This window comes from Saccharopolyspora oryzae, from assembly GCF_027853915.1.
GTDB lineage: Bacteria > Actinomycetota > Actinomycetes > Mycobacteriales > Pseudonocardiaceae > Saccharopolyspora > Saccharopolyspora oryzae.
In genome coordinates this window covers 22567-45767 of record NZ_JAQGLA010000025.1, presented here as the reverse complement: position 1 = coordinate 45767, position 23201 = coordinate 22567, and the positions used below count along the sequence as shown (strand labels likewise).

Annotated in this window: 16 protein-coding genes; 6 read left to right on the top strand and 10 right to left on the bottom strand. The window is 68.7% G+C overall.

What is annotated here, in order from left to right; genetic code table 11:
- Nucleotides 1–5 precede the first annotated feature (5 nt).
- Nucleotides 6–662 (top strand): response regulator, encoded by a 657-nt coding sequence (locus OU415_RS17340; protein WP_270949870.1) that lies wholly within the window; start codon nt 6–8, stop codon nt 660–662.
- A gap of 64 nt (nt 663–726) precedes the next feature.
- Entirely contained in the window at nt 727–4623 is a 3897-nt protein-coding gene (locus OU415_RS17335) for a HAMP domain-containing protein (RefSeq protein ID WP_456300262.1), read from the top strand.
- Between the two features lie 3 nt (nt 4624–4626).
- Here OU415_RS17335 and OU415_RS17330 read toward each other — a convergent pair whose 3' ends face one another.
- Nucleotides 4627–4758: a hypothetical protein gene (locus OU415_RS17330; protein ID WP_270949868.1), complete on the bottom strand. Its 132-nt coding sequence runs from the start codon at nt 4756–4758 to the stop codon at nt 4627–4629.
- Between the two features lie 163 nt (nt 4759–4921).
- Nucleotides 4922–6496, bottom strand: coding sequence for a BCCT family transporter (locus OU415_RS17325; protein ID WP_270949867.1), 1575 nt, complete (start codon nt 6494–6496; stop codon nt 4922–4924).
- Between the two features lie 393 nt (nt 6497–6889).
- Between OU415_RS17325 and OU415_RS17320 the strand changes: the two genes are divergently transcribed.
- Both OU415_RS17320 and OU415_RS17315 read left to right on the top strand, forming a co-directional pair.
- On the top strand, nt 6890–8080 hold the full coding sequence (locus tag OU415_RS17320; protein ID WP_270949866.1) for a four-carbon acid sugar kinase family protein: 1191 nt from the start codon (nt 6890–6892) through the stop codon (nt 8078–8080).
- A 611-nt stretch (nt 8081–8691) separates the two neighbouring features.
- Entirely contained in the window at nt 8692–10119 is a 1428-nt protein-coding gene (locus tag OU415_RS17315; protein ID WP_270949865.1) for an HNH endonuclease signature motif containing protein, read from the top strand.
- A 597-nt stretch (nt 10120–10716) separates the two neighbouring features.
- Here the strand turns inward: OU415_RS17315 and OU415_RS17310 are convergent.
- Genes OU415_RS17310 through OU415_RS17285 form a run of 6 tightly spaced genes read right to left on the bottom strand, consistent with a single transcriptional unit; the run spans nt 10717 to nt 17697 of the window.
- Nucleotides 10717–11691: a CobW family GTP-binding protein gene (locus OU415_RS17310; RefSeq protein WP_270949864.1), complete on the bottom strand. Its 975-nt coding sequence runs from the start codon at nt 11689–11691 to the stop codon at nt 10717–10719.
- The gene (locus OU415_RS17305; RefSeq protein WP_270949863.1) at nt 11688–13055 is read right to left on the bottom strand and encodes a UbiD family decarboxylase; all 1368 of its coding nucleotides are present in this window, start codon (nt 13053–13055) and stop codon (nt 11688–11690) included. Before OU415_RS17305 ends, OU415_RS17310 begins: the two co-directional genes overlap by 4 nt.
- Entirely contained in the window at nt 13052–13642 is a 591-nt protein-coding gene (locus OU415_RS17300; protein WP_270949862.1) for a UbiX family flavin prenyltransferase, read from the bottom strand. The genes OU415_RS17305 and OU415_RS17300 overlap by 4 nt, the downstream gene beginning before the upstream one ends.
- Nucleotides 13635–14954: a nucleobase:cation symporter-2 family protein gene (locus OU415_RS17295; RefSeq protein WP_270949861.1), complete on the bottom strand. Its 1320-nt coding sequence runs from the start codon at nt 14952–14954 to the stop codon at nt 13635–13637. Before OU415_RS17295 ends, OU415_RS17300 begins: the two co-directional genes overlap by 8 nt.
- 12 nt (nt 14955–14966) lie before the next feature.
- Nucleotides 14967–16286 (bottom strand): nucleobase:cation symporter-2 family protein, encoded by a 1320-nt coding sequence (locus tag OU415_RS17290; protein WP_270949860.1) that lies wholly within the window; start codon nt 16284–16286, stop codon nt 14967–14969.
- 16 nt (nt 16287–16302) lie between these two features.
- Entirely contained in the window at nt 16303–17697 is a 1395-nt protein-coding gene (locus tag OU415_RS17285) for an amidohydrolase family protein (RefSeq protein WP_270949859.1), read from the bottom strand.
- Nucleotides 17698–18030: 333 nt separating this feature from the next.
- Here OU415_RS17285 and OU415_RS17280 point away from each other — a divergent pair, with 333 nt between their 5' ends.
- Nucleotides 18031–19020, top strand: a complete 990-nt coding sequence (locus tag OU415_RS17280; RefSeq protein ID WP_270949858.1) for an amidohydrolase family protein — start codon at nt 18031–18033, stop codon at nt 19018–19020.
- Here the strand turns inward: OU415_RS17280 and OU415_RS17275 are convergent, their stop codons facing one another.
- Nucleotides 19021–19731, bottom strand: a complete 711-nt coding sequence (locus tag OU415_RS17275) for a GntR family transcriptional regulator (RefSeq protein ID WP_270949857.1) — start codon at nt 19729–19731, stop codon at nt 19021–19023.
- Nucleotides 19732–19805: 74 nt separating this feature from the next.
- On the opposite strand from OU415_RS17275, the gene pucD reads away from it, so the two are divergent.
- On the top strand, nt 19806–22100 hold the full coding sequence (pucD, locus tag OU415_RS17270; protein WP_270949856.1) for a xanthine dehydrogenase subunit D: 2295 nt from the start codon (nt 19806–19808) through the stop codon (nt 22098–22100).
- Here the strand turns inward: pucD and OU415_RS17265 are convergent.
- Entirely contained in the window at nt 22097–23194 is a 1098-nt protein-coding gene (locus OU415_RS17265) for an LLM class flavin-dependent oxidoreductase (protein ID WP_270949855.1), read from the bottom strand. The genes pucD and OU415_RS17265 overlap by 4 nt on opposite strands.
- Nucleotides 23195–23201: the final 7 nt, after the last annotated feature.

Genomic DNA, 23201 nt, shown 5'->3' with positions numbered 1-23201 from the left:
GCCAGATGGCGATACGGGTGTTCGTGGTCGACGACCACGATGTGATTCGCCGCGGCATCGCAGCGCTGGTCGGTGCCGAGAACGACCTGGAACTGGTCGGGGAAGCAGCCAGCGTCGCTGAAGCGCTGGCCTGGGTGCCCAAGGCCGAGCCGCACGTGGCGGTGCTGGACGTGCGGCTGCCCGACGGCAACGGCGTCGAGCTGTGCCGCGAGCTGCAGTCGCAGCTGCCGGCACTGCGCTGCCTGATGCTCACCTCCTTCGACGACCACGACGCGCTCATGGACGCGATCATGGCCGGTGCGGCCGGTTTCGTGCTCAAGGGTGTGGTCAGCCAGGAACTCGTCAGCGCCATCCGCACCGCGGGGTCCGGCCAATCGCTGCTGAGCCAGCAGAAGACCGAGGCGATGCTGACCTGGCTGCGCAAGGAGCAGGAGCAGGCGGATCCGCTGCGCGTGCTGACCGCGCGCGAGCGGGAAGTCCTGGAGCTGATCGGTGAGGGGCTCACCAACCGCGAGATCGCCAAGCGGATGTTCCTCGCCGAGAAGACCATCAAGAACTACGTGTCCCAGATGCTGGCCAAGCTGTCGATGCGGCACCGCAGCGAAGCCGCAGTGCTGGCCACCGAACTGCGACTCGACCGGGATTCGCGCAACAAGCGCTGAGCTGGGGTGCGGCGGGGAGGCCGTCATGTCGTCACGACCGCCCGATGTCGCGGCCGCGGAACTGGTGGCTGCGCCGCGGATGAGCGAAGACGCGTTGCTGACCAGACTGGTGATGGCGCTGCGGGAGCTGCGGGACGGCAACTTCCGACGCCGCCTGGTCCCCTCCGGCGGCGGCCTGGTCGCCGAGATCGCCGTCGTGTTCAACGAACTCGCCGAGCGGAACCAACTGCTGGTCGGGGAGCTGCAGCGGGTCAGCGACGCCGCGGACAGGGGCGAGTGGCCGATAGAACCCGTCGCGCTCGACGGGGCGAACCAGGGCGGATGGGCGGTCGCGGCGAACGCGGTCAACGACGTGGTCGGCAGCCTGCTGGCACCGGTGGCCGAGCTCAACCGCGTGCTGGACGCGCTCACCCGCGGCGACCTCACGCAGCGGATGTCGCGCCGCGGGACCGACGGGAAGCTGCCCGGCGAGGTGGCCGGGTTGAACACCGCGGTCAACGACCTGCTCGACCAGCTCTCCGCTTTCGCCCAGGAGATCACCAGGGTGGCGCGGGAGATCGGCACCGAGGGCAAGCTCGGCGGCCAGGTCCAGGTCCCCGGCCTGACCGGTACCTGGCTGGATCTGGCCGACGCGGTCAACGGCATGGCCGCCGACGTCACCGGACAGCTGCGCGACGTCTCCCACGTCGCCAAGGCCGTCGCCGCAGGTGACCTCAGCCGCAAGATCACCGTCGAGGTCTCCGGCGAGACCCTGGAGCTGAAGGAAACCATCAACACGATGGTCGACCAGCTCTCCGCCCTGGCCGACGAGGTCACCCGGGTGGCCCGCGAAGCGGCCAACGAGGGACGGCTGGGCGGTCAGGCCGAGGTGCCCGGCGCGGCCGGCACCTGGCGCGCTCTGACCGAATCGGTCAACTTCATGGCCCGCAACCTGACCAACCAGGTGCGCAGCATCGCCCAGGTGGCCACCGCGGTGGCGCGGGGTGACCTGTCGAAGAAGATCGACGTGGACGCCCGCGGGGAGATCCTGGAGCTGAAGAACACGATCAACACGATGGTCGACCAGCTCTCCGCGTTCGCCGACGAGGTCACCAGGGTGGCGCGCGAGGTCGGCACCGAGGGCAAGCTCGGCGGTCAGGCGCGCGTGCACGGCGTGGCCGGCACCTGGAAGGACTTGACCGACAACGTCAACATCATGGCCGACAACCTGACCAACCAGGTGCGCAACATCGCCCAGGTGGCCACCGCGGTGGCCGGGGGAGACCTGTCGAAGAAGATCACCGTGGAGGCCAAGGGAGAGGTCGCCGCACTGGCCGAGACGATCAACGGGATGGTCGAGACGCTGCGCGCCTTCGCCGAGCAGGTCACCCTGGTCGCCCGCGAGGTCGGCACCGAGGGCAGCCTCGGCGGTCAGGCGCGGGTGCCCAACGTCGCGGGCACCTGGAAGGACTTGACCGACAACGTCAACATCATGGCCCGCAACCTGACCAACCAGGTGCGCAACATCGCCCAGGTGACGACCGCAGTGGCCCGCGGCGACCTGTCGAAGAAGATCGACGTGGACGCCCGCGGGGAGATCCTCGAGCTGAAGACGACCATCAACACGATGGTCGACCAGCTGTCCGCCTTCGCCGCCGAAGTGACCCGGGTGGCGCGCGAGGTCGGCACCGAAGGCAAGCTCGGGGGTCAGGCCGAGGTCGCCGACGTCTCCGGCACCTGGCAGCGGCTCACCGAGAGCGTCAACCGGCTCGCCAGCAACCTCACCACCCAGGTGCGGGCGATCGCGCAGGTGGCCACCGCGGTCACCGAAGGAGACCTCACCAGGCAGATCACCGTGGACGCCTCCGGCGAGGTCGCCGAGCTCAAGGACAACATCAACGCGATGATCAGCAACCTCAAGGAGACCACCCGGGACAACCAGGAGCAGGACTGGCTCAAGACCAACCTGGCCCGGATGTCGGCGCTGATGCAGGGCCAGCACGACATGGACGCCCTCGCACAGCTGATCATGAGCGAGCTGGCGCCGCTGGTGTCGGCCCAGTACGGCGCGTTCTTCCTCAACCGGACCGACCAGGACGGGCACGCGTACCTGGAACGCACCGCCGGGTACGGCCGCCCGCCCGGCAACGGCCGTGCGCTGCGCTTCGAACCGGGGGAGTCGCTGGTCGGCCAGGTCGCGGTCGACCGCAAGTCGATCGTGGTGAACAGCGCGCCGCCCGGCCACATCCGGATCGGCACCGGGCTCGGCGAGATGACCCCGGCGAACGTGGCGATCGTGCCGGTGCTGTTCGAAGGCGAGGTCCTCGCGGTCATCGAGCTCGCCTCGGTCACCGAGTTCACCCCGGTGCACCTGGACCTGCTGGAACGCCTGAAGGAAACCATCGGCGTCGACGTCAACACCATCGTCGTCAACTCGCGCACCGAGTCGCTGCTGGCCGAATCCCAGCACCTGGCCAGGGAGCTGCAGGCCCGCTCCGAGCAGCTGCAGGAGCAGCAGACCGAACTCCAGCGCTCCAACACCGAGCTGGAGGAGAAGGCCGCGCTGCTGGCCGCCCGCAACCGCGACATCGAGCTCAAGAACATCGAGATCGAGCAGGCCCGGCAGGAACTCGAAGAACGCGCCCGGCAGCTGTCCCAGGCCTCGGCCTACAAGTCGGAGTTCCTGGCCAACATGTCGCACGAGCTGCGCACCCCGCTCAACAGCGTGCTGATCCTGGCGCGGCTGCTGTCGGACAACATGGACGGGAACCTGACCCCGCAGCAGGTGGACCTGGCCAAGACCGTGCACCAGGCCGGCACCGACCTGCTGCAGCTGATCAACGACGTGCTCGACCTGTCCAAGGTGGAAGCCGGCCAGATGCACCTGCTGCCGGAAGACGTGGAACTCGCCGACCTGGCCGCGCACGTCGAATCGCTGTACCGGCCGCTGGCGGCGGACAAGGGACTGGACTTCGACGTGATCGTGGCACCATCGGTGCCGCCCACGGTGCGCACCGACCGCAGCAGGCTGGAGCAGATCGTGCGCAACCTGCTGTCCAACGCGGTCAAGTTCACCGACAAGGGGCGGGTCGAACTGCGGATCCGCCTGGCCCAGCCCACCGAGGTCACCAGGCAGGGCCTGCGGCAGGCGAACCAGCGGCTGGCGTTCGCGGTCCGCGACACCGGCATCGGCATCCCCGCCGACAAGCTGAACCTGATCTTCGAAGCCTTCCAGCAGGTCGACGGCACCACGGTCCGCAAGTACGGCGGCACCGGACTGGGGCTGTCCATCAGCCGCGAGCTGACCGCGCTGCTCGGCGGCGAGCTGCAGGTGCGCAGCGACCCCGGGCACGGCAGCACCTTCACCCTCTACCTGCCGGTGGAGACCAGGTCCGCCGCGGTGCCGGAACAAGTGGAGGGGCCGGTCACCCGGACGCATCCGCCGAGCGAGGCGGAGAGCAGCATGGACGTCTCCGCGGAGGGCATCGACCCGCCGATGCGCTCGACCGAGCTGATCCGGCAGGAGGGCCACCAGCACATGCGGCGCTCCAGCGAGCCCGAGCAGCACACGTCACCGCGGTTCAACGGTGAGAAGGTGCTGGTGGTCGACGACGACTACCGCAGCGTGCAGGCGATCACGACGCTGCTGGCGCAGCACGGGCTGCAAGTGGTGCACGCGGACAACGCCCTGGCCGGGCTCAGCGCGCTGCAGCAGCACGCGGACATCGTGATCGTGCTGATGGACGTGATGATGCCGGAGATGGACGGCAACGCCACCATCCGGCTCATCCGGGAGATGCCGCGCTACCGGGACCTGACGATCATCGCGGTCACGGCGAAGGCGATGAAGGGCGACCGCGAGCAGAGCATCGCCGCCGGGGCCACCGAATGCATGAGCAAGCCGGTCGACGTGAACCGGCTGCTGGAACTGCTCTCCGAACACCTGCCCGCCGGACTGGCCGCCGACGAGGAACCGGGGTGAGCCTCAGTCGACCTGTTCGGAGTCCTCGCAGAGCGTGGTCGGCAGTTCCGCGAGCTGCTCGCGGAACTTCTGCGCCCACGCGAGGTCGCTCGCGAAGGTGGCGTCGAAGTGGTCGATGCCGTGCGGATCAGCCATGGCGCACTCCTGACGTCGATTGCTCGCAGGCTGTATCCGGACACCATAACCGCTGGTGGAAGGGGATAGACCGGCGGCTTCGCGAACTGCTGGGGCGGTTGTGGCCCGACGCGCCGGGTGGGGCGGTTGCGCACCCCGCCCGGCGCTCGGAAACCGGCGCAAATCACATTTCCGGGCCCTTCGCCCCTATTGCGACCGGCTCCGGATCGGGTTCGACCTCCGCGGCGAACAGCGGGTCGTGCTGGAGCTCCCGCCACAACGAGACCGCGAGCGCGAGCATCACCAGGACGAACGGCGCGGCTGTGACGATCACCGTGTTCTGCAGGGCGTCCAGCCCGCCGGAGACCAGCAGGACGATCGCGGTCACGCCGGTGAGCGCGCCCCACAAGGCCAGCACCGACGTGCGCGGCCGGGGCGCGCCGTCGGAGGACAGCATGCTCAGCACGAAGGTGTTGGCGTCAGCGCCGGAGACGAAGAACAGCAGGACGAGTGCCATCGCGATCACCGAGGTCACGGTCGGCCACGGCAGCGTTTCCAGCATGGCGAAGATCGCGTTGTTCGTGTCCGCCGCGGCGTCCTGCGCGATGTGTCCGCCGTTGAAGGAGTCGTGGAAGATCGCCGACCCGCCGAAGGCGGTGAACCAGAGGAAGAACACCGCGCTGGGAACACCGAGCACCGCCAGCACGAACTCGCGGATGGTGCGGCCCTTGGAGATGCGGGCCAGGAAGACGCCGACGAAGGCGCCCCACGAGATCCACCAGGCGAGCATGAAGTAGGTCCAGCTCTGCATCCACTCGAGCTCGCCGAAGGTCCCGGTGCGCAGGCTCATCGGGATGAAGTCACCGACGTAGAGGCCCAGCGATTCCACCAGCAGGTTGAACACGAACCCGGTCGGCCCGAGCACCAGCACGAAACCGAACAGCACCACCGTCAGACCCATGCTGGTCTCGCTGAGGAAGCGGATCCCCTTGTGCAGACCGGTGATCGCGGAGATCGTGAACAGCAGCGTGACGACCGCGATGATCGCGATCTGGGTGCCGGTGCCGCCGGAGGCGCCGAACACCCGGGCCAGGCCGCCGTTGATCTGCATCGCGCCCAGTCCGAGCGAGGTGGTCGTGCCGAACAGCGTCGCGAAGATCGCGAGCACGTCGATCGCCTTGCCGATCGGGCCTTCGACGCGGTCGCCGAGCAGCGGCCGCAGCATCGGGCTGATCAGGCCCTTGCGCCCCTTGCGGTGGGTCGAGTAGCCGAGCGCGATGCCGAACACCGCGAAGATCGCCCAGGCGTGCAGGCCCCAGTCGAAGAACGAGTACTGCATCGCGACCGCGGCGGCGTGCTTGGTGCCGGGCTCGGCCAGGCCGTGGGGTGGGGCGACGAAGTGGGTGATGGGTTCGGACACGCCGTAGGAGACGAGACCGATGCCCATCACCGCGGCCAGGATCATCGCCAGCCAGCTGACCGTGCTGAACTCCGGGCGGTCGCTGTCCGCGCCGAGCCGGATGCGTCCGAAGCGGCTGAACGCGAGGACGGCCAGGAAACCCAGCATGGCCAGGCTGGCCACCAGGTAGACCCAGCCGAAGGAACCGGTGATCCAGTTCAGCGCCGCTTTGGTGGCGGTGTCGAGGCTGTCGGTGAACACGGTGGCCCACACGACGAACAGCGCGCACAGCGCCACCGACGTGTAGAAGACCGTGCCCAGCCGATCAGGTGGGGACGAAGTTGGGTTGGCTCGCGCCATGAGTTGAACTCCAGTGGAAGCGTGATCGCCTGCTCTCGGCATCCGCGCAGGAAGAGCAGGGCGGGCGTGCGCCGCGGCCGGACAGGCGTTGCGCGTCGACGGCGGGCGCGGTGTGGGACTGGTGGAATCTCTTCCTGTCGATGATCGCGGCGCAGCGAGTGCTGGATCCAGGCGGAGCGAGCAGGTGCCGCGCGGAAAGGCCCGCCGCCGAACAGGAGACCCTACCGGACCGTCTCCGGGCGCTGGTCAGCCCCGATCACATTGCGTGTTCCGAACGCTGATATGCGCAGTATTGCGCGAATCGCGCAGACCTGTCTATGGTGATCCCGTCGTCGCGGTGGGGGAGTGGCGGGTGGCCGAATTGGGCTGTGGCGAAAAGAAAAGCAGGTGATCATGGGATCGCGAGTGCTGGTTGTGGCGGACGACCTCAGCGGTGCCGGTGACTCCGGTGTTCCCTTTGCATTGCGCGAAATGCGCACACTGCTCGCTCTGGACGACACCGGAGACGCAGAGGTCTTCGTCGCCGACACGGACAGCAGGCACGCGACCCCGGAGGTAGCGGCGAAACGAGTAGCGGAAGCACTGCGCGGCCACTCCGACGGCCGGGTCGTGTTCAAGAAGATCGACTCGACGCTGCGCGGCAACCTGGCCGCCGAGATCGGCGCGATCGTGGCGCACGCCGGCGGCGGCGGAGTCCTGCTGTGCCCAGCATCCCCGGCCACCGGACGAACCGTCCTCGGCGGAGTCGTCCACATCGACGGAATTCCCCTGCAGCACACGCAAGCCTGGGCGACTGAGGCAGCCGAACCGCCAGCGGACATCGTCTCGGCGCTTGAACCGCTCACGGTGAAGCGCATCGCGCTGGCCTCGATCCGAGGTGACGCCGCAGCGCTCCGAACCCACCTGGCCGAACTGCTCGCGGAGGTCGACGTCGTCGTGTGCGACGCCGTGGCGGAGAGCGACCTGCGCGCCGTCGTGACGGCAGGGATGGCTGCTCCGAAGCGGCCCCGCTGGGTGGGGTCGGCGGGACTGGCCGACGCCCTCGCCGAGCAGCTGCGGCCAGGACGCGAGGTGGAACCCCCGCCCCCGGTCAACGGTCACGCGCTCGCGGTGGTGGGCAGCGCTAACGGAATCTCCCGCCAGCAGGCCGATTTCCTCGCGGAGCACTTTCCGCACACCCGGCGCTTATCGGTGCGGAACTTGCTCGACGCCAACGCCGCTGCGCTCGCCCGCATGTCGGAACAGGTTCGGGATGCGTTGAAGACGGGTGACGTCGTGGTCACCCTGGACGGACCTGTGGACGTCAGTGTTGCGCGGCGGCTGAACACAGCGCTTGCCGAAGTTTGCGCTCCTGCGACTAGTGGGGCTGCGTTGTTGGTGCTCACTGGGGGTGAGACCGCTCGGGCTGTCTTGAGCCGGCGGGGTGTTACTGGGCTGCGGTTGCTGAACGAGCTTGAGCCAGGGGTTGTTCTGGCTCGGACCGAGCCTCAGCCTGGGTATGTGATCACCAAGGCAGGTGGGTTCGGTACGCCGGAGACCTTGCACCGGGCCGTTACCGCGGCTCGGTGTGGGCGGGATTTCTGACTCCTGCTGCGGGGTTTTGGTGGCGGTTGCAGGGTGCTTTCTACCTGTGTTTGTTGGGTTGTTGGTGGGGGTCATCCCCGTGGTTGGTGGATTGTGGGGGCTGTGCTCCGGATGTCAAGCCCGGCCTTTGGCCGCCCCTGCGGGGTTTCAGGCTTGACATCCGGACCCCAGCCCCGTTTCGGCTTTGTGTCACGGGGATGACCCGGTGTGGGATGGACTCCGGTTCGGTTGTATCGGGCCGGTCGCGGGGTGGTGGGGGCTGATGGGGGTCCGGTTGGGGGGTGTTGAGTGCTGCCGACCGGTTGGGTGCGGGGGTTCTCCGGGGGGCGGGGTTGCTGTTTGGCGGGGTGTGGTGCTGTGGGATTGGTGGTGGGTGAGTGTCGCCTGACGGCGTGTCGGCCCGGTGCTGTTCCGAAGTGTGTGGTGGTGGACCACCGGGTGACTGTCCACATAGGCTGGATGGGCTGCCGTGAAACGCGAAGAGAATGTCGCTAAGGGTTCGTGTTTCCTTGGTGTGGAAGGGTTTTCGCGTTGTTCTGCTGGCGTTGATCACCTTATTGGGCGACGGTTATGTGCTCGAAATTCTGTTCGATGGTTGAGAGAATAGAGGCATGACACCGCTGATGACCGCTGTTGATGCGCCGCCCGCTGCTGCGGGTGTGGTCGCGTCCTCGACCACGCCCGAGCTGGGCGGGGTCGGGTCTGGGCTGGTGTCGGTGGTGTCGTCGTTGACTGATGAGGAGTTGACTGCGCGGATTGGTGAGATGGAGGCCTGGATCCGTCGGGCGCGGATGGAGCAGTTGCGGCTGATCGCCGAGGCTGACCGTCGTCGCGTGTATGCGGCGCGGGGTGCGCGTTCGACGCAGGTGTGGTTGAAGAGCCTGCTCAACATCGATGGCCCTGACGCCACCGTCCGGGTCCGTCTGGCTACCGCCACCACCGCCGATGCCACCAACACTGTCGACTCCGACGAGTCTGGTTCTGCTGGCAGGGTGGAGCTGCCTGTCGTGTCGGAAGCGCTCGCCGAGGGTGTGATCGGTGTGGATCACGCCAATGTCATTTGCCGTTGCCTGTCCCGGTTGCCTGAGCGTGCTCGTGGCCGTGCGGGTGAGGTGGAGCGGCTGTTGGTGGAGCATGCGTGTCGGTTGTGTCCGCGTGATCTGGCCAAGCTCGCCGACCGCATCCGTTACGCCCTCGACCGCGAGGGTGTGGTGCGTGATGAGGAGGCCCAGTTCGAGGCGCGGGAGTTGCACTATGCGACCGCCCGGGACGGGATGCTGGTGATCAAGGCTCGTCTGGACCGCGAGGCGGGCGCGAAGTTCGTCGCGGCGTTGCAGCCGTTGGCCGCCCCGCGTCCGGAGGAGGACGGGGTGAAGGATCCGCGCACGGTGGGGCAGCGCAACGCCGACGGTTTCACGGCCCTGCTCGACCTTGCTCTGGAGTCCGATGGCATGCCCCGCACCGGCGGCCAGCGCCCCCACCTGACGGTCACCATCAACTATGAGGACCTCGCCGCCACCCTCCAGAACAACGAGATCACGGCGTTGGGCGGGGCGGGAACGCTGGAGGCCACCGGCCAGGTGCTGAGCCCGCAGACGATCCGCCGGATCGCCTGCGACAGCGACGTCCTGCCGATGGTGCTCGGCGGCGACAGTCTCCCCCTGGACGTGGGGATGTCTCAGCGCACGGCCCCGCCTCACCTGCGTGCGGCACTGCTGGCCCGCGACGGGACGTGCGCGTTCCCGGGGTGTGATCACCCGCCGGGCACGCCGCAGGCGCATCACGTCCGGCACTGGATCGATGGTGGCCCGACACGGGTGGACAACATGGTGATGCTGTGTGCCCACCATCACCGAACCATCCACACCCAACACTGGAACATCACCCTGGACCGGGGGCGCCCGGTGTTCACGCCACCGTCCAGTGTGGATCCGGATCAAACACCCCAACCAGGCGGGAAAGCCGCCCCCGTCCTACACAAGCATGCCCTCGAACAACTCATCCCCACACCACGAACACCACTCGAGGACACCCGATGACCACCGGCGCACGGCCGGTGGGGCACCCTGCCCTGCCCTCAGCCTGAAACCCAGCATCTCGGGCATTCGTCCCAGCCGAAACCGACACCCGCTAGACACGAACGACGAAAAATCCGCGACACGCCAAACGGAATCCGGCCGACACAAAGTCGGCAAGAACGTAACCGATGACCCGCTCGAACACGCCGCAGGCGACCTCGACCCGCCCCTGATCCCACGGCCAGAACCCACTACATCCCGCAAGCCCGCTGCATGGCCCGCTGTGAAAGGAGACCCGCCGGTGATACCCACCAACCCTCAACCCACCGTCCATCAGTTCCAGCCGCCTCGAGTCCGGCCCGATGGTGTCGAGATCCGGGGTCCGTTCCATACCGGGTCATCCCCGTGACATAAAGCCAAAACGGGGCTGGGGTCCGGATGTCAAGCCTGAAACCCCGCAGGGGCGGCCAAAGGCCGGGCTTGACATCCGGAGCACAGCCCCCACAATCCACCAACCACGGGGATGACCCCCACCAACAACTGAACAGACACAGGTAGAAAGCACCTTGAAAACTCAACAGCGAAAACAAGAACCAGCCGCAGAAGAGGGCAACAGACTCAAGAAGAACGAGCAGCACAGGTCCGCAACCCATCAACGAGCAAAGCCCGATCAAGACCCCGCCCGATGAAAACGACCTTGCTACGACGAGAGTCCCGCCCCCAAGGCTCAGCAGGACGAAGCTCGAACAACCGGTGAATCCCCTGCAGGACGAACCGCCGAGCATCCGCCCGAACAGCGAGAACGCCCTTGAGTCGGTAGAGGTCGTCACCGTGCGCAGCGGTGAGCCGACCAAGCCACTCCCGAAGAGCGTCCTCGTCGAGATCCCCGTCGACAGCGCTGTCCAGCTCGATCCCGACGGAACTCACAGCAGGATCGTGGAAGTGCTCCTGCTCGTCCAGCCAAGCAGGATGCACGATCCGGTTGAAGGCGCCGACGCCGAGGATGTCGGTGAGATCGACCTTCGAGTAGTTGGAGGTGAAGATCTCGGCAGTGGCGTTGATCCCGCGTAGGCGTACTCGTAGGGCGTCGAGTTCGGATTCGGTCACCAGGTCGATCTTGTTGAGCACCAGGCGGTCAGCGAAGGCGATCTGGTCCACGGCTTGGTGGCCCACTCCGGCCCCGTCCAGGTGCTGGCCGATGTGCTTGGAGTCGACCAGGGTCACGATCGCGTCCAGGGCGAAGTGCTCGCTGATCTCCTCGTCCGCGTAGAAGGTCTGCGCGACGGGGTTGGGGTCGGCGAGGCCGGTCGTTTCGATCAGCACCCGGTCGATCTTCTCCTTGCGCTCGATCAGCTTGCGCAGGATGTCGATCAGGTCCGTGCGGGCCGTGCAGCAGATGCAGCAGCCGTTGGACATCTCGAAGAACTCCTCGTCGGAGCGCAGGACCAGCGCGTCGTCGATCGGAATCTCGCCGAACTCGTTCTCGATGACCGCGATGCGGTGCCCGTGTTCGGCGGTGAGGATGTGGTTGACCAGCGTTGTCTTTCCAGCGCCGAGGAAACCGGTCAGCACGGTCACGGGAATCTTGCTCATCGTCGTCCTCCATCGCTGCCCAGCAGTCGGCGGGCGTCGGTGCGTGCGGTTGCCGAGACCACGATCCGGTCACCGGCGAAGTCGGGGCTGCGCGTCGCGTCGAGCCCCATCCGGGATGTGGTTCCGCCCGGATCCGACGAAGGGTCCAGCGGCGATCCCGGAAGTCCATCCACCACGAACAGATCGCGGTGCGGTTGGAAGTGCGTGGCCAGCGCCCACAGCACTTCGGCGTCGGACGTGATGTCCACGTCGGTGTCCACGGCCACGGCCGTCTTCACGTACGGGTCCCAGCCGAGCAGGCCGAGCAGCACCTGGCGGGCCTGGCCCGGTCGAGATTCGCGCATGGCTACGTAGCAGTGGAAATGGGTGCCCGACGTCGGGTAGTGCACTGCGGTCACATCGGGGAAGCGGTCCTTGAGCTTCTCCGCCAACTCCGATTCCCGCGGTACCCGTGCGAGGTTCAGGTGGTCCGCGGTGTTCCCGCCCGCAACATCCACCAGCAGCGCGTCATCGCGGCGCAGGACCGTTTCGACCCGCAGCACGTTGTTCGTGGAGCGGTGCGACGAGTACCCGGAGAACTCGCCGAACGGTCCCTCCTCGGCGTTCTGCTGCGGGTCGATGGTGCCCTCCAGCACGAACTCCGCCCACGCCGGCACGCCGATGCCGTGTCGGGGAGTGCGCACCAGGTCCAGCGGTTCACCGAACAGGCCGCCGGCCACGGCGCGCTCGTCCACATCCGCGGGGACGCGGGCGGAGGCCGCGAGCATGAACAGCGGGTGTCCGCCGATGACCATCGCGACCGGCATCGGCTCCCCGCGCTCGGCGTACTTCGCCAACAGCCGCCACAGGTCACCGCGCGAATGCAGGCTCGTCGCCAGCTCGGTGGGGGAGTGCACCATGGCGCGGTGGTAACTCAGGTTCCCCACCCCGGTGTCCGGATCCTCGGCGACCACGATGCCGCTCGTGATGTAGGGCGCCCGGTCGGACGCGAAGTGCTGGAACATCGGGACGGTCGCCAGGTCCACCACCTCGTCCGCCACCAACGGCGCGGAGTCGACGATGCGCGGTGCGAGCATCCGCGAAGCCCGGGACTGGTACGCCTCGTGCAGCCGTCCGGGCTCGGCGTCGAGGAACCGGGCTATTCGATGCCGGGCGGCGAAGACATTGGTCACCACCGGTGAGGAAACGCCCTCGACCGCGTTGCACACCAGCATCTCGTCCCGGCCGCGTGCGATCAGCTCGTAGATCAGCCCGGTCACGCCCTCGGCGGACACCGGCTCGTCCACCACCAGGACGTCGTCAGGATGCGCGCGCCGGTACTCGGTGAAGAAAGTGTGCGCGTCCTGGCGCGGGGAAAGGTTCACCGGGCTGCTCCTAGTTCTCGACGGGCGCCTTGCCAGCGCAGGAAGAGGTCGTGTTCGATGCCGAACTGGTCCAAGACCTTGCCGGTGAGGTGCGCCAGCAGGTCGTCGACCGACTCGGGCCGGTGGTAGAAGGCAGGCACCGGGGGCAGCACCACCGCCCCGGCCTCGGTGACCGCTGTCATGTTGCGCAGGTGCACCAGGCTCAGCGGTGTTTCGCGGGTGACCAGCACCAGCCGTCGACGTTCTTTCAGGCAGACGTCGGCGGCGCGGGTCAGCAGGTCGTCGCTGTAGCCGTGCGCGATCCCGGCGAGCGTCTTCATCGAGCACGGCACCACGACCATCCCCGCGGTGCGGAACGAGCCCGAGGCGATGCTTCCGGCGATGTCGCCGCGCCGGTGGCAGACATCGGCGAGCGCGGCCACGTCGGCCGGCCGGAGCCCGGTCTCCAGCTCGATGGTGCGGTGCGCGGCGCGGGACATCACGAGGTGCGTCTCGACCCCGTCGATCTGCTGCAGGCTGGTCAGGAGGTGGATGGCGAGGTGCGGTGCGCTGGCTCCGGTCACGCCCACCACGAGTCGATCAACCATCTCGTTCCCTCCGCAGGTGGAACAGGGCGTTGAGGACCACCGCCAGCACGGTGCCGGTGGCGACCCCGCTGTCCAGGAAGACCTGCGCGACGAACGGCAACTGGTGGTAGAGGTCCGGTGCACCGGTGGGCGCCAGGCCGACGCCGAGCGCGATCATCACGACCACGAGGTTCCCGGACCGGCTGAAGTCCACTTCGGACAGGAGCTCGATGCCGGAGACGGTCAGCGCGGCGAAGGTGACCACCGCGACCGCGCCGATCACCGGTTGCGGGATCGCTGCCACCAGTCGGCCGATCGGCTGCACCACGCCCAGCAGCACGAGGATCACACCGCCGACCGCGACCGGGTAGCGGCTGCGGACCTTGGTCAGCGCGATCAGCCCGATGTTCTGCCCGAACGTGGTGTAGGCGAAGCCGTTGAAGATCCCGCTGAGCGCGGTCAGCAACCCGTCCACCCGCAGCAGCCGGCTGATCTCGGCGGGCCCGACCTTCCGGCCCACCACCTGCCCGACGGCCAGCCCCTGGCCGGAGGCCTCCACGGTCAGCACCAGTACGACGATGAGGAACAGCAAGATCGACGGGAGGTCGAACTGCACCATCCCGTAGTGGAACGGTTCGGGCACGCCCAGCACCGGCCCCGAGCCGACGCGGGTCAGCGCGCCCATCCCGGCGATCCAGCCGACGATCGCGCCCACGACCAGCGCGAGCAGCAGCGAGAGCTGCCCCAGCAGTCCGCGCAGGAACCGGGAGAACACCACGACCAGCAGCACGGTGAACCCGGCGATCAGCAGGTTGCCCGGTGCGGCGTAGTCGGGGGCGCCCGGGTCCTTCCCGGTGATCAGCCGGAGGCCCACCGGGATCAGGGTGAGGCCGATCAGCGTGATCACGGTCCCGGTCACCACGGCGGGGAACAAGCGCATCAAGCTGCCGAAGAACGGTGCCAGCAGGACCCACAGCACGCCGCCGACCAGCAGCGAGCCGTACACGGTGGGCAGACCCTTGGACTGCCCGATGAGGATCATCGGCACGATCCCGTTCGACGCCGCGCCGACCACCAGCGGCATCCGGATGCCGAACTTCCACAGGCCCAGCGACTGGAGGATCGTGCCGATGCCGGCCAGCACGAGGTCGATGCAGACCAGGGTGGCGATCTCGTCCTGGCCGAGTCCGAGGGCGGAACCGACCACCATCGGCACCACCACGGCGCCCGCGTACATCACCAGCACGTGCTGCAGGCCCAGCAGGACCAGGTGGCCCCACGGCGGCCGGTCGTCCACTCCTGAGTCCGATGTGGACGGGATCTCGCGCACCATCTCGTCCACCTCTCAGGAAGTTCGCCGGTTGAGCACCAGGTTCAGCAGGAAGGCGGCGATGCCGCCGGCCGCGATACCGGAGGAGAGCACCGGTTGCAGGACACCGGGCAGGTTCGCGTAGAACTCGGGCGCGCCCACCGGAAGCAGGCCGAAACCGAAGGAGATGGCCACGATCAGGATGTTGCGCGGATTCCCGAGGTCCGCCTGGGCCATGATCTTCACGCCGACCGCGCCGACGGTGCCGAACATGACCACCCCGACTCCGCCCAGCACCGGTCCGGGCAGTGAGGCGACGACCGCGGCGAGCTTGGGCAGCAGGCCGATCACGACCAGCAGCGCCCCCGCGGTGGCGACCACGAACCGGCTGAGGACCCGGGTCATGCTCACCAGACCGACGTTCTCGCCGAAGGTGACGATGGTGAACGAGTTGAACACCCCGGCGACCGCGGTGCCGACCCCGTCGGCCCGCAGCGCGCGGGCGAGTTCCTCGCGGCCGACGTCGCGGCCCGCGATCTGCCCGATCGCCAGGGTGTCGCCGGTGGATTCCACCATGTTCACCAGCTGGATGATGATCATCGGCAGGATCGCGGCGATGGTGAACTCGGGGAGCCCGAACGCGAACGGGTGCACCGCGCCGAACCAGGATGCCTCGCCCACCGCGGAGAAGTCGGCCAGTCCGAGGGGCAGCGCCACGAGCGTGCCCAGGACGAGCGCGGTCAGGATCGCGAAGCGCGCGATGGCGGCCGGGGCGAAGGCTTCCAGCAGCACCACCAGCAGGATTGTGCCCAGCGCCATGAGCAGTCGGGTGGGGGAGGCGAAGTCGGCTGCGGCGGGGTCGGTTCCGGCGATGAGCTTCGAAGTCGAGGGCAGCAGCGAGAAGCCGATGATGGCGATGATGGTGCCGGTGACGATGGGCGGGAAGAACCGCATCAGCCGGCTGAACCACGGGGCGACGAGCCAGGTGAGCAGCCCGGCGACGATGGTGGCGCCGAACACCGCGGGCAGCCCGCCGTCCTTGCCGACCAGGATGGCGGGGGTGATGCCGGTGAACGTCGAGCCCATCACGATCGGCAGCCGGGCCCCGATGTTGAGCACGCCGAGCGCTTGGAGCAGCGTGGCGATGCCGCTGACGAGGACGTTCGCGGACACCAGCACGGCGATCTGCTCGGTGGGCAGTCCGATGCCGAGGCCGATCAGCAGCGGCACGGTGGCCATGCCGGAGTAGGCGACCAGCACGTGCTGCAGCCCGAGCGGCAGGAGTTGGCGCAGCGGTGGGGCGGTGTCGACTGCATCTGGTGGGGCGGTGCTGCGAGGTCTGGGGCGTAATCGCATGGCTCCTCCTCGGGCCTTAGCGCAGCAGGTGGGTCATACCGGCGCGGTGCACCAGGAGTTCGGCCCGTTCCCGGGCTTCCGCGGCGGCGGACGCTTCGTCGAGGCGCAGGCAGCGGCCATCGCGTTGGACGATCTCGCCGTCGACGACGGTGACGACGACGTCCGAGCCGCGTGCGGCGTAGACCAGCGTGCTCACGACGTCGTGCAGCGGTTGCAGGTGCGGGCGGTCGAGGTCGACGACGATCAGGTCTGCGAGTCGTCCGGGTTCCAGCACCCCGGCGTCGACTCCGGCGCAGCGCGCGCCGTCGCGGGTGGCCAGGTCGAGCGCGTCTTGTGCGCGCATCGCGGTGGGATCGAGGGTGGTCGACCGCTGGGCGAGGACGGACTGCTTCATGCACTCGAACAGGTCCTGCCGGTGCCCGCAGCTCGGTCCGTCGGTGCCCAGCCCGACTACGGCACCGCGGGTGCGCAGTTCAGCCAGCGGGAGCGTGCCCGATGCCAGGTAGGCGTTGGACGTCGGGTTGTGCACGACGCGCGCACCGGAGGCGGCGATCTGCTCCACCTCCGCGTCGTCGAGCCAGATCGCGTGCGCGAGGGTGGCCCGTTCGTCGAGCAGCCCGGCTTTCGAGAGCCATTGCACGGGCCGCGCCCGGTACGCGTCGAGGTAGCTCTTCGGGTCCGTGCGGCCCTCGCAGCAGTGCGCGTGCCAGCTGGTGCCGAGTTCCCGCGCGAGTTCGATGCTGCGGCGCACGAGTTCCTGGTCCACGTAGGTCAGGTTCAGCGGTGCGGGCCAGACCTCGACTCGCGAGCCCGGTGGGCGGTGCTGCACCGCTTCGCGGGTGATGGCGAGTTCATCCGCGGCGGAATACCGGAACAGCGCGTCGGGTTGACCGCGTTTCGCGGCGATTTCGGTGCGCGGGCCGACGATTCCGCGCGCGATGGCTCCGCGCAGACCCGTTCGTTCGATGACGTCGGCGACCGCGAGGGTGGTGTCCAGATCTGTTGGTGCGTAGTGGTTGTCCACCACGGTCGTCGTCCCGTGCCGCAGTGCTTCGGCCGCGGCGAACCGCGCCGCGGCCACCGCGTCGGAGCTTTCCACCGCGATGGAGTACGGCCACATGAAGTCGCACAGCCACGGGACGATGGACAGTCCTTCGCCCAAACCCCGCGCCAGCGCTTGGTAGAGGTGGTTGTGACCGTCGACGAGACCGGGCAGCACTGCTTTCCCGGTGCAGTCCAGGACTTCTTTCCCCTGCCAGTCGGCCATTTCTTCCTGCGGGCCGACAGCGGTGATCCGGTTGCCGGTGACGGCGACGGATCCTGGGCGGTGGATGGTGCGGTGTTCGTCGACGGTCAGCACCGTTGCGTCGGTGAGCAGCAGGTCGCAGAACTTCTCGTGCACGGCGGGCATGCACGCCTCACTTCCCAGGCCGATGGCAGCCCAATCGGTGCGGAGGGATTCGGATCGCCGAACGGAGGCCCACGGCGGGGAGGTCACCGGCGAGTGCGATGCGGATAACATGTAAAACTCGCCGAGCCTGTCGTGTCAACCGGCGAGCAGCCCTGAACCGGTTTCGCTGAACCCGTGCTCGGAGGCCGGCGGTGCAGCGGGGTCGAAAATTACATGCAACTTGTTGACAGCGGCCTCCGGCCGGTGTTGCACTCGATCGCGCCGCGGTTCGAGCGCGGCGACCCGTAGGTGCGGTGATTCGTGGCCGGGGTGCTACCGATAGGAGAGATCCCGTTGATCATCGACACGCATGTGCACCCGACGAACCTGGTAGACGAGGCGTGGCGGCACACCGGTGAGCCCTTCACCGGCGAGCGCACCCTCAAGATGATGGACGGTCCGATGTGGATCAACGGCAAGCCGCGCCGGGTCGACATCAGCTGCATCATGCCGCCGCCGGGCAACACCTCCTGGCGGGACGGCAACCGCGGCGGACGCGAGGGAATCCGGGACTACCAGGCCTACGTGACCTCCCTGGTGCAGCGCTACCCGGACCGGTTCGTCGGCAACTTCATCTACAACCCGCGGTTCGGCCCGGAGAACGGCGCCAAGGAGCTGGAGTTCCACGTCAAGGAACACGGCTACAAGATGCTCAAGCTGCACGCCAACATGCACGCCTACCGCCCGGACCGGGCGCTGGACTGGCTGCGGCCGGTGATGCGGGTGTGCGACGAGCTGGGCGTGATCGTGCTGATCCACACCGGTGACGGCCCGTACTCGATCCCCACCCAGTTCTACCCGATCATCCGCGAGTTCCCCGGCGTCACGTTCATCCTGGGGCACTTCGGGATCCAGACCGGTGGCGTGTACTGCTTCGAGGCGTTCTGGATGATCCAGGACTCGCACAACGTGATCGGCGAGTCCGGCTGGCTGCTGCAGTCGCGGATCGTGGAGTTCGCCAAGGAGATGAAGAAGACCAAGATGGTCTACGGCACCGACTCGCCGCCCAACGAACCGGGAATGTGGGCGCGCGAGCTGGAGGTGCTCTGCCACGAACCGCCGCAGGGCTTGAGCCTGTCCGAGGACGACCTGGAGGGCTACCTGGGCAACAACATGGCCCACCTGCTGGGCCTGCAGCCGACCCCGCCGCCGAAGGACCGGGCGGAGGCGGAGGCGTACCTGCGGGGTGAGCTCACGCAGGCCTCGGCGACGAACTCGCACGCCGACGCCTACGCCGGCTACACGCCGGACTCCTGGGCGGAGGAGCTGGATCCGGCGAGCTGATCATCGGTCGCGGCCGAGCCGGTGACGTTCCGGGGCGCGGGCGGTGGCCTGGCTCAGGCGGATGCGCAGCCGCGAGATGTGGCGGCGAGCGGCGACTTCGGCCAACTCGGGGTCGCCGCTGGCCATCGCGTCCACCACCGCCCGGTGCTCGTCGAGGGCCAGTCGCGGCGCCTCGTCGCTGCGCCACAGCGAGTGGAGTGCGAAGTGGGAACGTCCGGCGATCGGTTCCAGGGTGGCGAGCAGGTGCGGGTTGTCGGCGAGTTCCCGCACCGCTCGGTGGAACCGCATGTCCAGCTCGATGTGCGCGGCGTTGTCGGCGTCGTCGGCCAGGGCCCGCTCGTGCTCGGCGAGGATCTCGCGGAGCAGGGACAGCCCTTCGGCGCCGAGGTTCTCGGTGGCCAGCCGGGCGGCCAGGCCTTCGAGCTGTTCGCGCACCACGTAGAGCTGGCGCAGGTCGTCGATGTCCACCCGGCTGACCTCGGCGCCGCGGTGCGGCACGTGGGTGGCCAGTCCGTCGTGGATCAGCCGCTGGACGGCCTCGCGCACCGGGCTCCGGCTCACGTCCAGCTGGCGGGCGAGTTCGGGCACGCTCAGCCCGGTGCCGGGCGGCAGGGTGCCGTCCAGGACGGCGGCTTTGAGCGCGGCGTAGGTGCGGTCGGCCAGCAGGCCTTCGCCGGTCAGCGGGGTCAGGCGGCGGGGTGCCGAGGACATCGCGGGACCTCACTCGTCGGTGGGGGATTCGACAGCGATATTACATGTAATCCGGCCGCTAGTAGGGAGCAGGCATGCGTGAGCAGTCCGTCCACCGCACGATCAGCACCGAGCGAGCCGGGGCGGTGGGGCGCAGCACGCCCCGCCCGGACGGAACGCTGAAGGTCACGGGCCAGTTCGCCTACTCGTCGGACCTGTGGGTGTCCGGCATGGTGTGGGGGACCACGCTGCGCAGCCCGCACGCCGCCGCGCGCATCCGGTCCGTCGACGTGCGGAAGGCGTTGGCGCTGGACGGGGTGCACGCGGTCCTGACGCACGAGGACGTGCCCGGTGCGAAGACCTACGGGATGAAGGTGGCGGACCAGCCGGTGCTGGCCATCGACGAGGTCCGCTACCAGGGAGAACCCGTGGCGCTGATCGCGGCGGACGACCCGCGGACCGCGAAGCGCGCCGCCGCGCTCGTCCAGGTCGACTACGAGCTCCTGGAACCGGTGACGGACGCGCAGCGGGCTCTGGACGGGGCCACCAGGCGGGTGCACCCGGAGGGGAACCTGGTCCGCCACGTCAAGATCCGCCACGGCGACGTCGCCGCCGCGCGTGCCCGGGCCGATGTGGTGGTCAGCGGTGAGTACGAGGTCGGCATGCAGGACCAGGCGTTCCTGGGGCCGGAATCGGGGTTGGCGCTGCCCACCGAGGACGGTGGTGTCGAGCTGCACGTCTCCTCGCAGTGGCTGCACAAGGACTTGGAGCAGATCGCCCCCTGCCTCGCGCTGCCCGTCGACAAGGTGCGCCTGACGCTGGCCGGGGTAGGCGGCGCGTTCGGCGGACGCGAGGACCTCTCGGTGCACGTCCACGCGTGCATGCTGGCGCTGCGGCTGGGCAAACCGGTGAAGATGGTCTACGACCGGGAGGAGTCGTTCTTCGGGCACGTGCACCGCCACCCGGCCAAGATGCGCTTCGAGCACGGCGCGACGCGGGACGGGAAGTTGGTGCACGTCAAGGCGGAGCTGGTGATGGACGGTGGTGCGTACACCTCGACCTCGCCGGTGGTCATCGCCAACGCCTGCTACTTCGTCGCCGGTGCTTACGAGGTGCCCAACGCGGAGATCGATGGTTTCGCCGCGTTCAGCAACAACCCGCCGTGCGGGGCCATGCGCGGGTTCGGCGCGGTGCAGTCCACCTACGGCTGCGAGTCCAACATGGACAAACTCGCCCGCGAGCTCGGCCTGGATCCGCTGGAACTGCGGCTGCGCAACGCGATGACGACCGGAACGGTGCTGCCCACCGGCCAGGCGGTGGACGGCCCGGCGCCGGTCGCCGAGCTGCTGGCGGACCTGCGCGACCGCCCGATGCCACCGCCGGATCCGGAACTGCTGCCTGGCGGGCTGTCCAACACCTCGCACGGCGAGGGCATCCGCCGCGGCGTCGGCTACGCGATCGGGGTGAAGGCGATCGGGTACTCCGGCGGAGTCGACGACATCTCCACTGCACGAGTGGTGGTGTCGGCTGCCGGAGGTGAGCCGGTGGCGTCGGTGCACACGGCGGCGGCCGAATGCGGCCAGGGCGTCACCACGGTGCAGTGCCAGATCGCCAACACCGAGCTGGGCGTGTCCCGAGTGGTGGTGCTGCCGGCGGACACCGCGATCGGGGACGCGGGTTCGGCGTCCGCCTCCCGCCTGACCTGGATGTCCGGTGGCGCGGTGCAGGGGGCCTGCCGACTGGTAGCGCAGGAGCTGTTGCGGCGCGCGGCAGCGCGCACCGGCCAACCGGCCGAGGTGCTGGCGCTGCGTGACGACCACGTCGTCGACTCCAGCGGCACCGCGCTGATGTCGATCGCCGACCTCGTCAGTTCCGGTGAGGTGGAGCGCGTTTTCGAGTTCCACCACCGGCCGACGTCGACCATCGACCCGGAGACCGGCCAGGGGGACGCGCACATCGCCTACGCCTTCGCGGCGCACCGCGCGGTCGTCGACGTCGATGTGGATCTAGGTCTGGTGAAGGTGGTCGAGCTGGCCACCGCGCAGGACGTCGGCAAGGCGATGAACCCGCTGTCGGTGGCCGGGCAGATCGAGGGCGGTAGCGCGCAGGGCCTCGGCCTTGCCGTGATGGAAGAGGTCCTGCTCGACGAGAACGGCCGCATCCGCAACCCGTCGTTCACCGACTACCTGATCCCGACGATCCTGGACGTGCCGAGCATGCCGATCTCGTTGTACGAGTTCCCGCACCCCGATTCGCCGTACGGTCTGAACGGCGTGGGCGAACCGCCGACGCTGTCGTCGACCCCGGCGATCGTCAACGCCCTGCGCGCCGCCACCGGTCTGGAGCTGGCCAGGGTCCCGGTGCGGCCGCAGGACATCGCCCTGGCCTAGCGCAGGCCGCGGCGGGCGAGCTCGGGGTGGACGCCCTCGCCGAACCAGTACGCCTCCTCGAGGTGCGGGTAGCCGGAGAGCACGAACTCCTCGATGCCCACCGAGTGGTACTCCTCGATGAGGTCGGCGACCTCGCGGTGGCTGCCGACGAACGCCGTGCCCGCCCCACCTCGCAGGAGTCCCACGCCGGCCCACAGACCGGGGTGGATCTCGAGCTCGCGAGCGTTGCTGCGCAGCACCCCGCCGTGCAGGGCGACCATGTTGCGCTGGCCGGTGGACTCGGTGGCGCTGAGCTTCGCCTGCGAGGCGGCGACGTCGGCGGGATCCATCTGGTCGACGAACCGCTGCGCGGTGGCCCAGGCGTCCGCGCTGGTGTCCCGCGTGATGACGTGCGCGCGGATGCCGAACCGCAGGGTGCGCCCCGCCTCGGCGGCCAGCTCGCGCAGCAGCTTCACCTTCCGCGCCACGGCATCCGGCGGTTCGCCCCAGGTCAGGTGCACGTCCGCGCGTCGGGCGGCCACCGGTAGCGCGGCGTCGGAGGAGCCGCCGAAGTACAGCGGCGGCTGCGGGTCGGGCGCTTCGAAGGCGGTCGCGCCCCGGACCTGGTAGTGCTCGCCGTCGAAGTCGACCGGCTCGCCGTCGAAGATCCCGCGCAGCACGGCCAGGAACTCGTCCGTGCGCTCGTAGCGCTGGTCGTGGTCCAGCCAGTCGCCGTAGCGCTGCTGTTCGGTGGATTCGCCACCGGTGACGATGTTGAGCAGCAGGCGGCCGCCGGACACCCGCTGGTAGGTGGCGGCGAGCTGGGCGGCCAGCGTCGGGGTCAGCGAACCGGGGCGGAAGGCCACCAGGAACTTGATCCGCCGGGTGCGGGCCAGCAGCGCAGCGGTGGTGATCCAGGCGTCCTGGCACCAGCTGCCGGTGGGTGTGAGCATGCCGGTGAACCCGAGGTGCTCGGCGGCCTGCGCGACTTGCGCCAGGTAGTCGATGTCCGGCTGGCGGGGCGTGTCCGCGCCGGAGGCTGTCACGTGTGGGCGGTCCACGATGGACCGGCCGTCGCCGTGGGTGGGCAGGAACCAGTGGGTGGTGACGGTCATCTTCGGC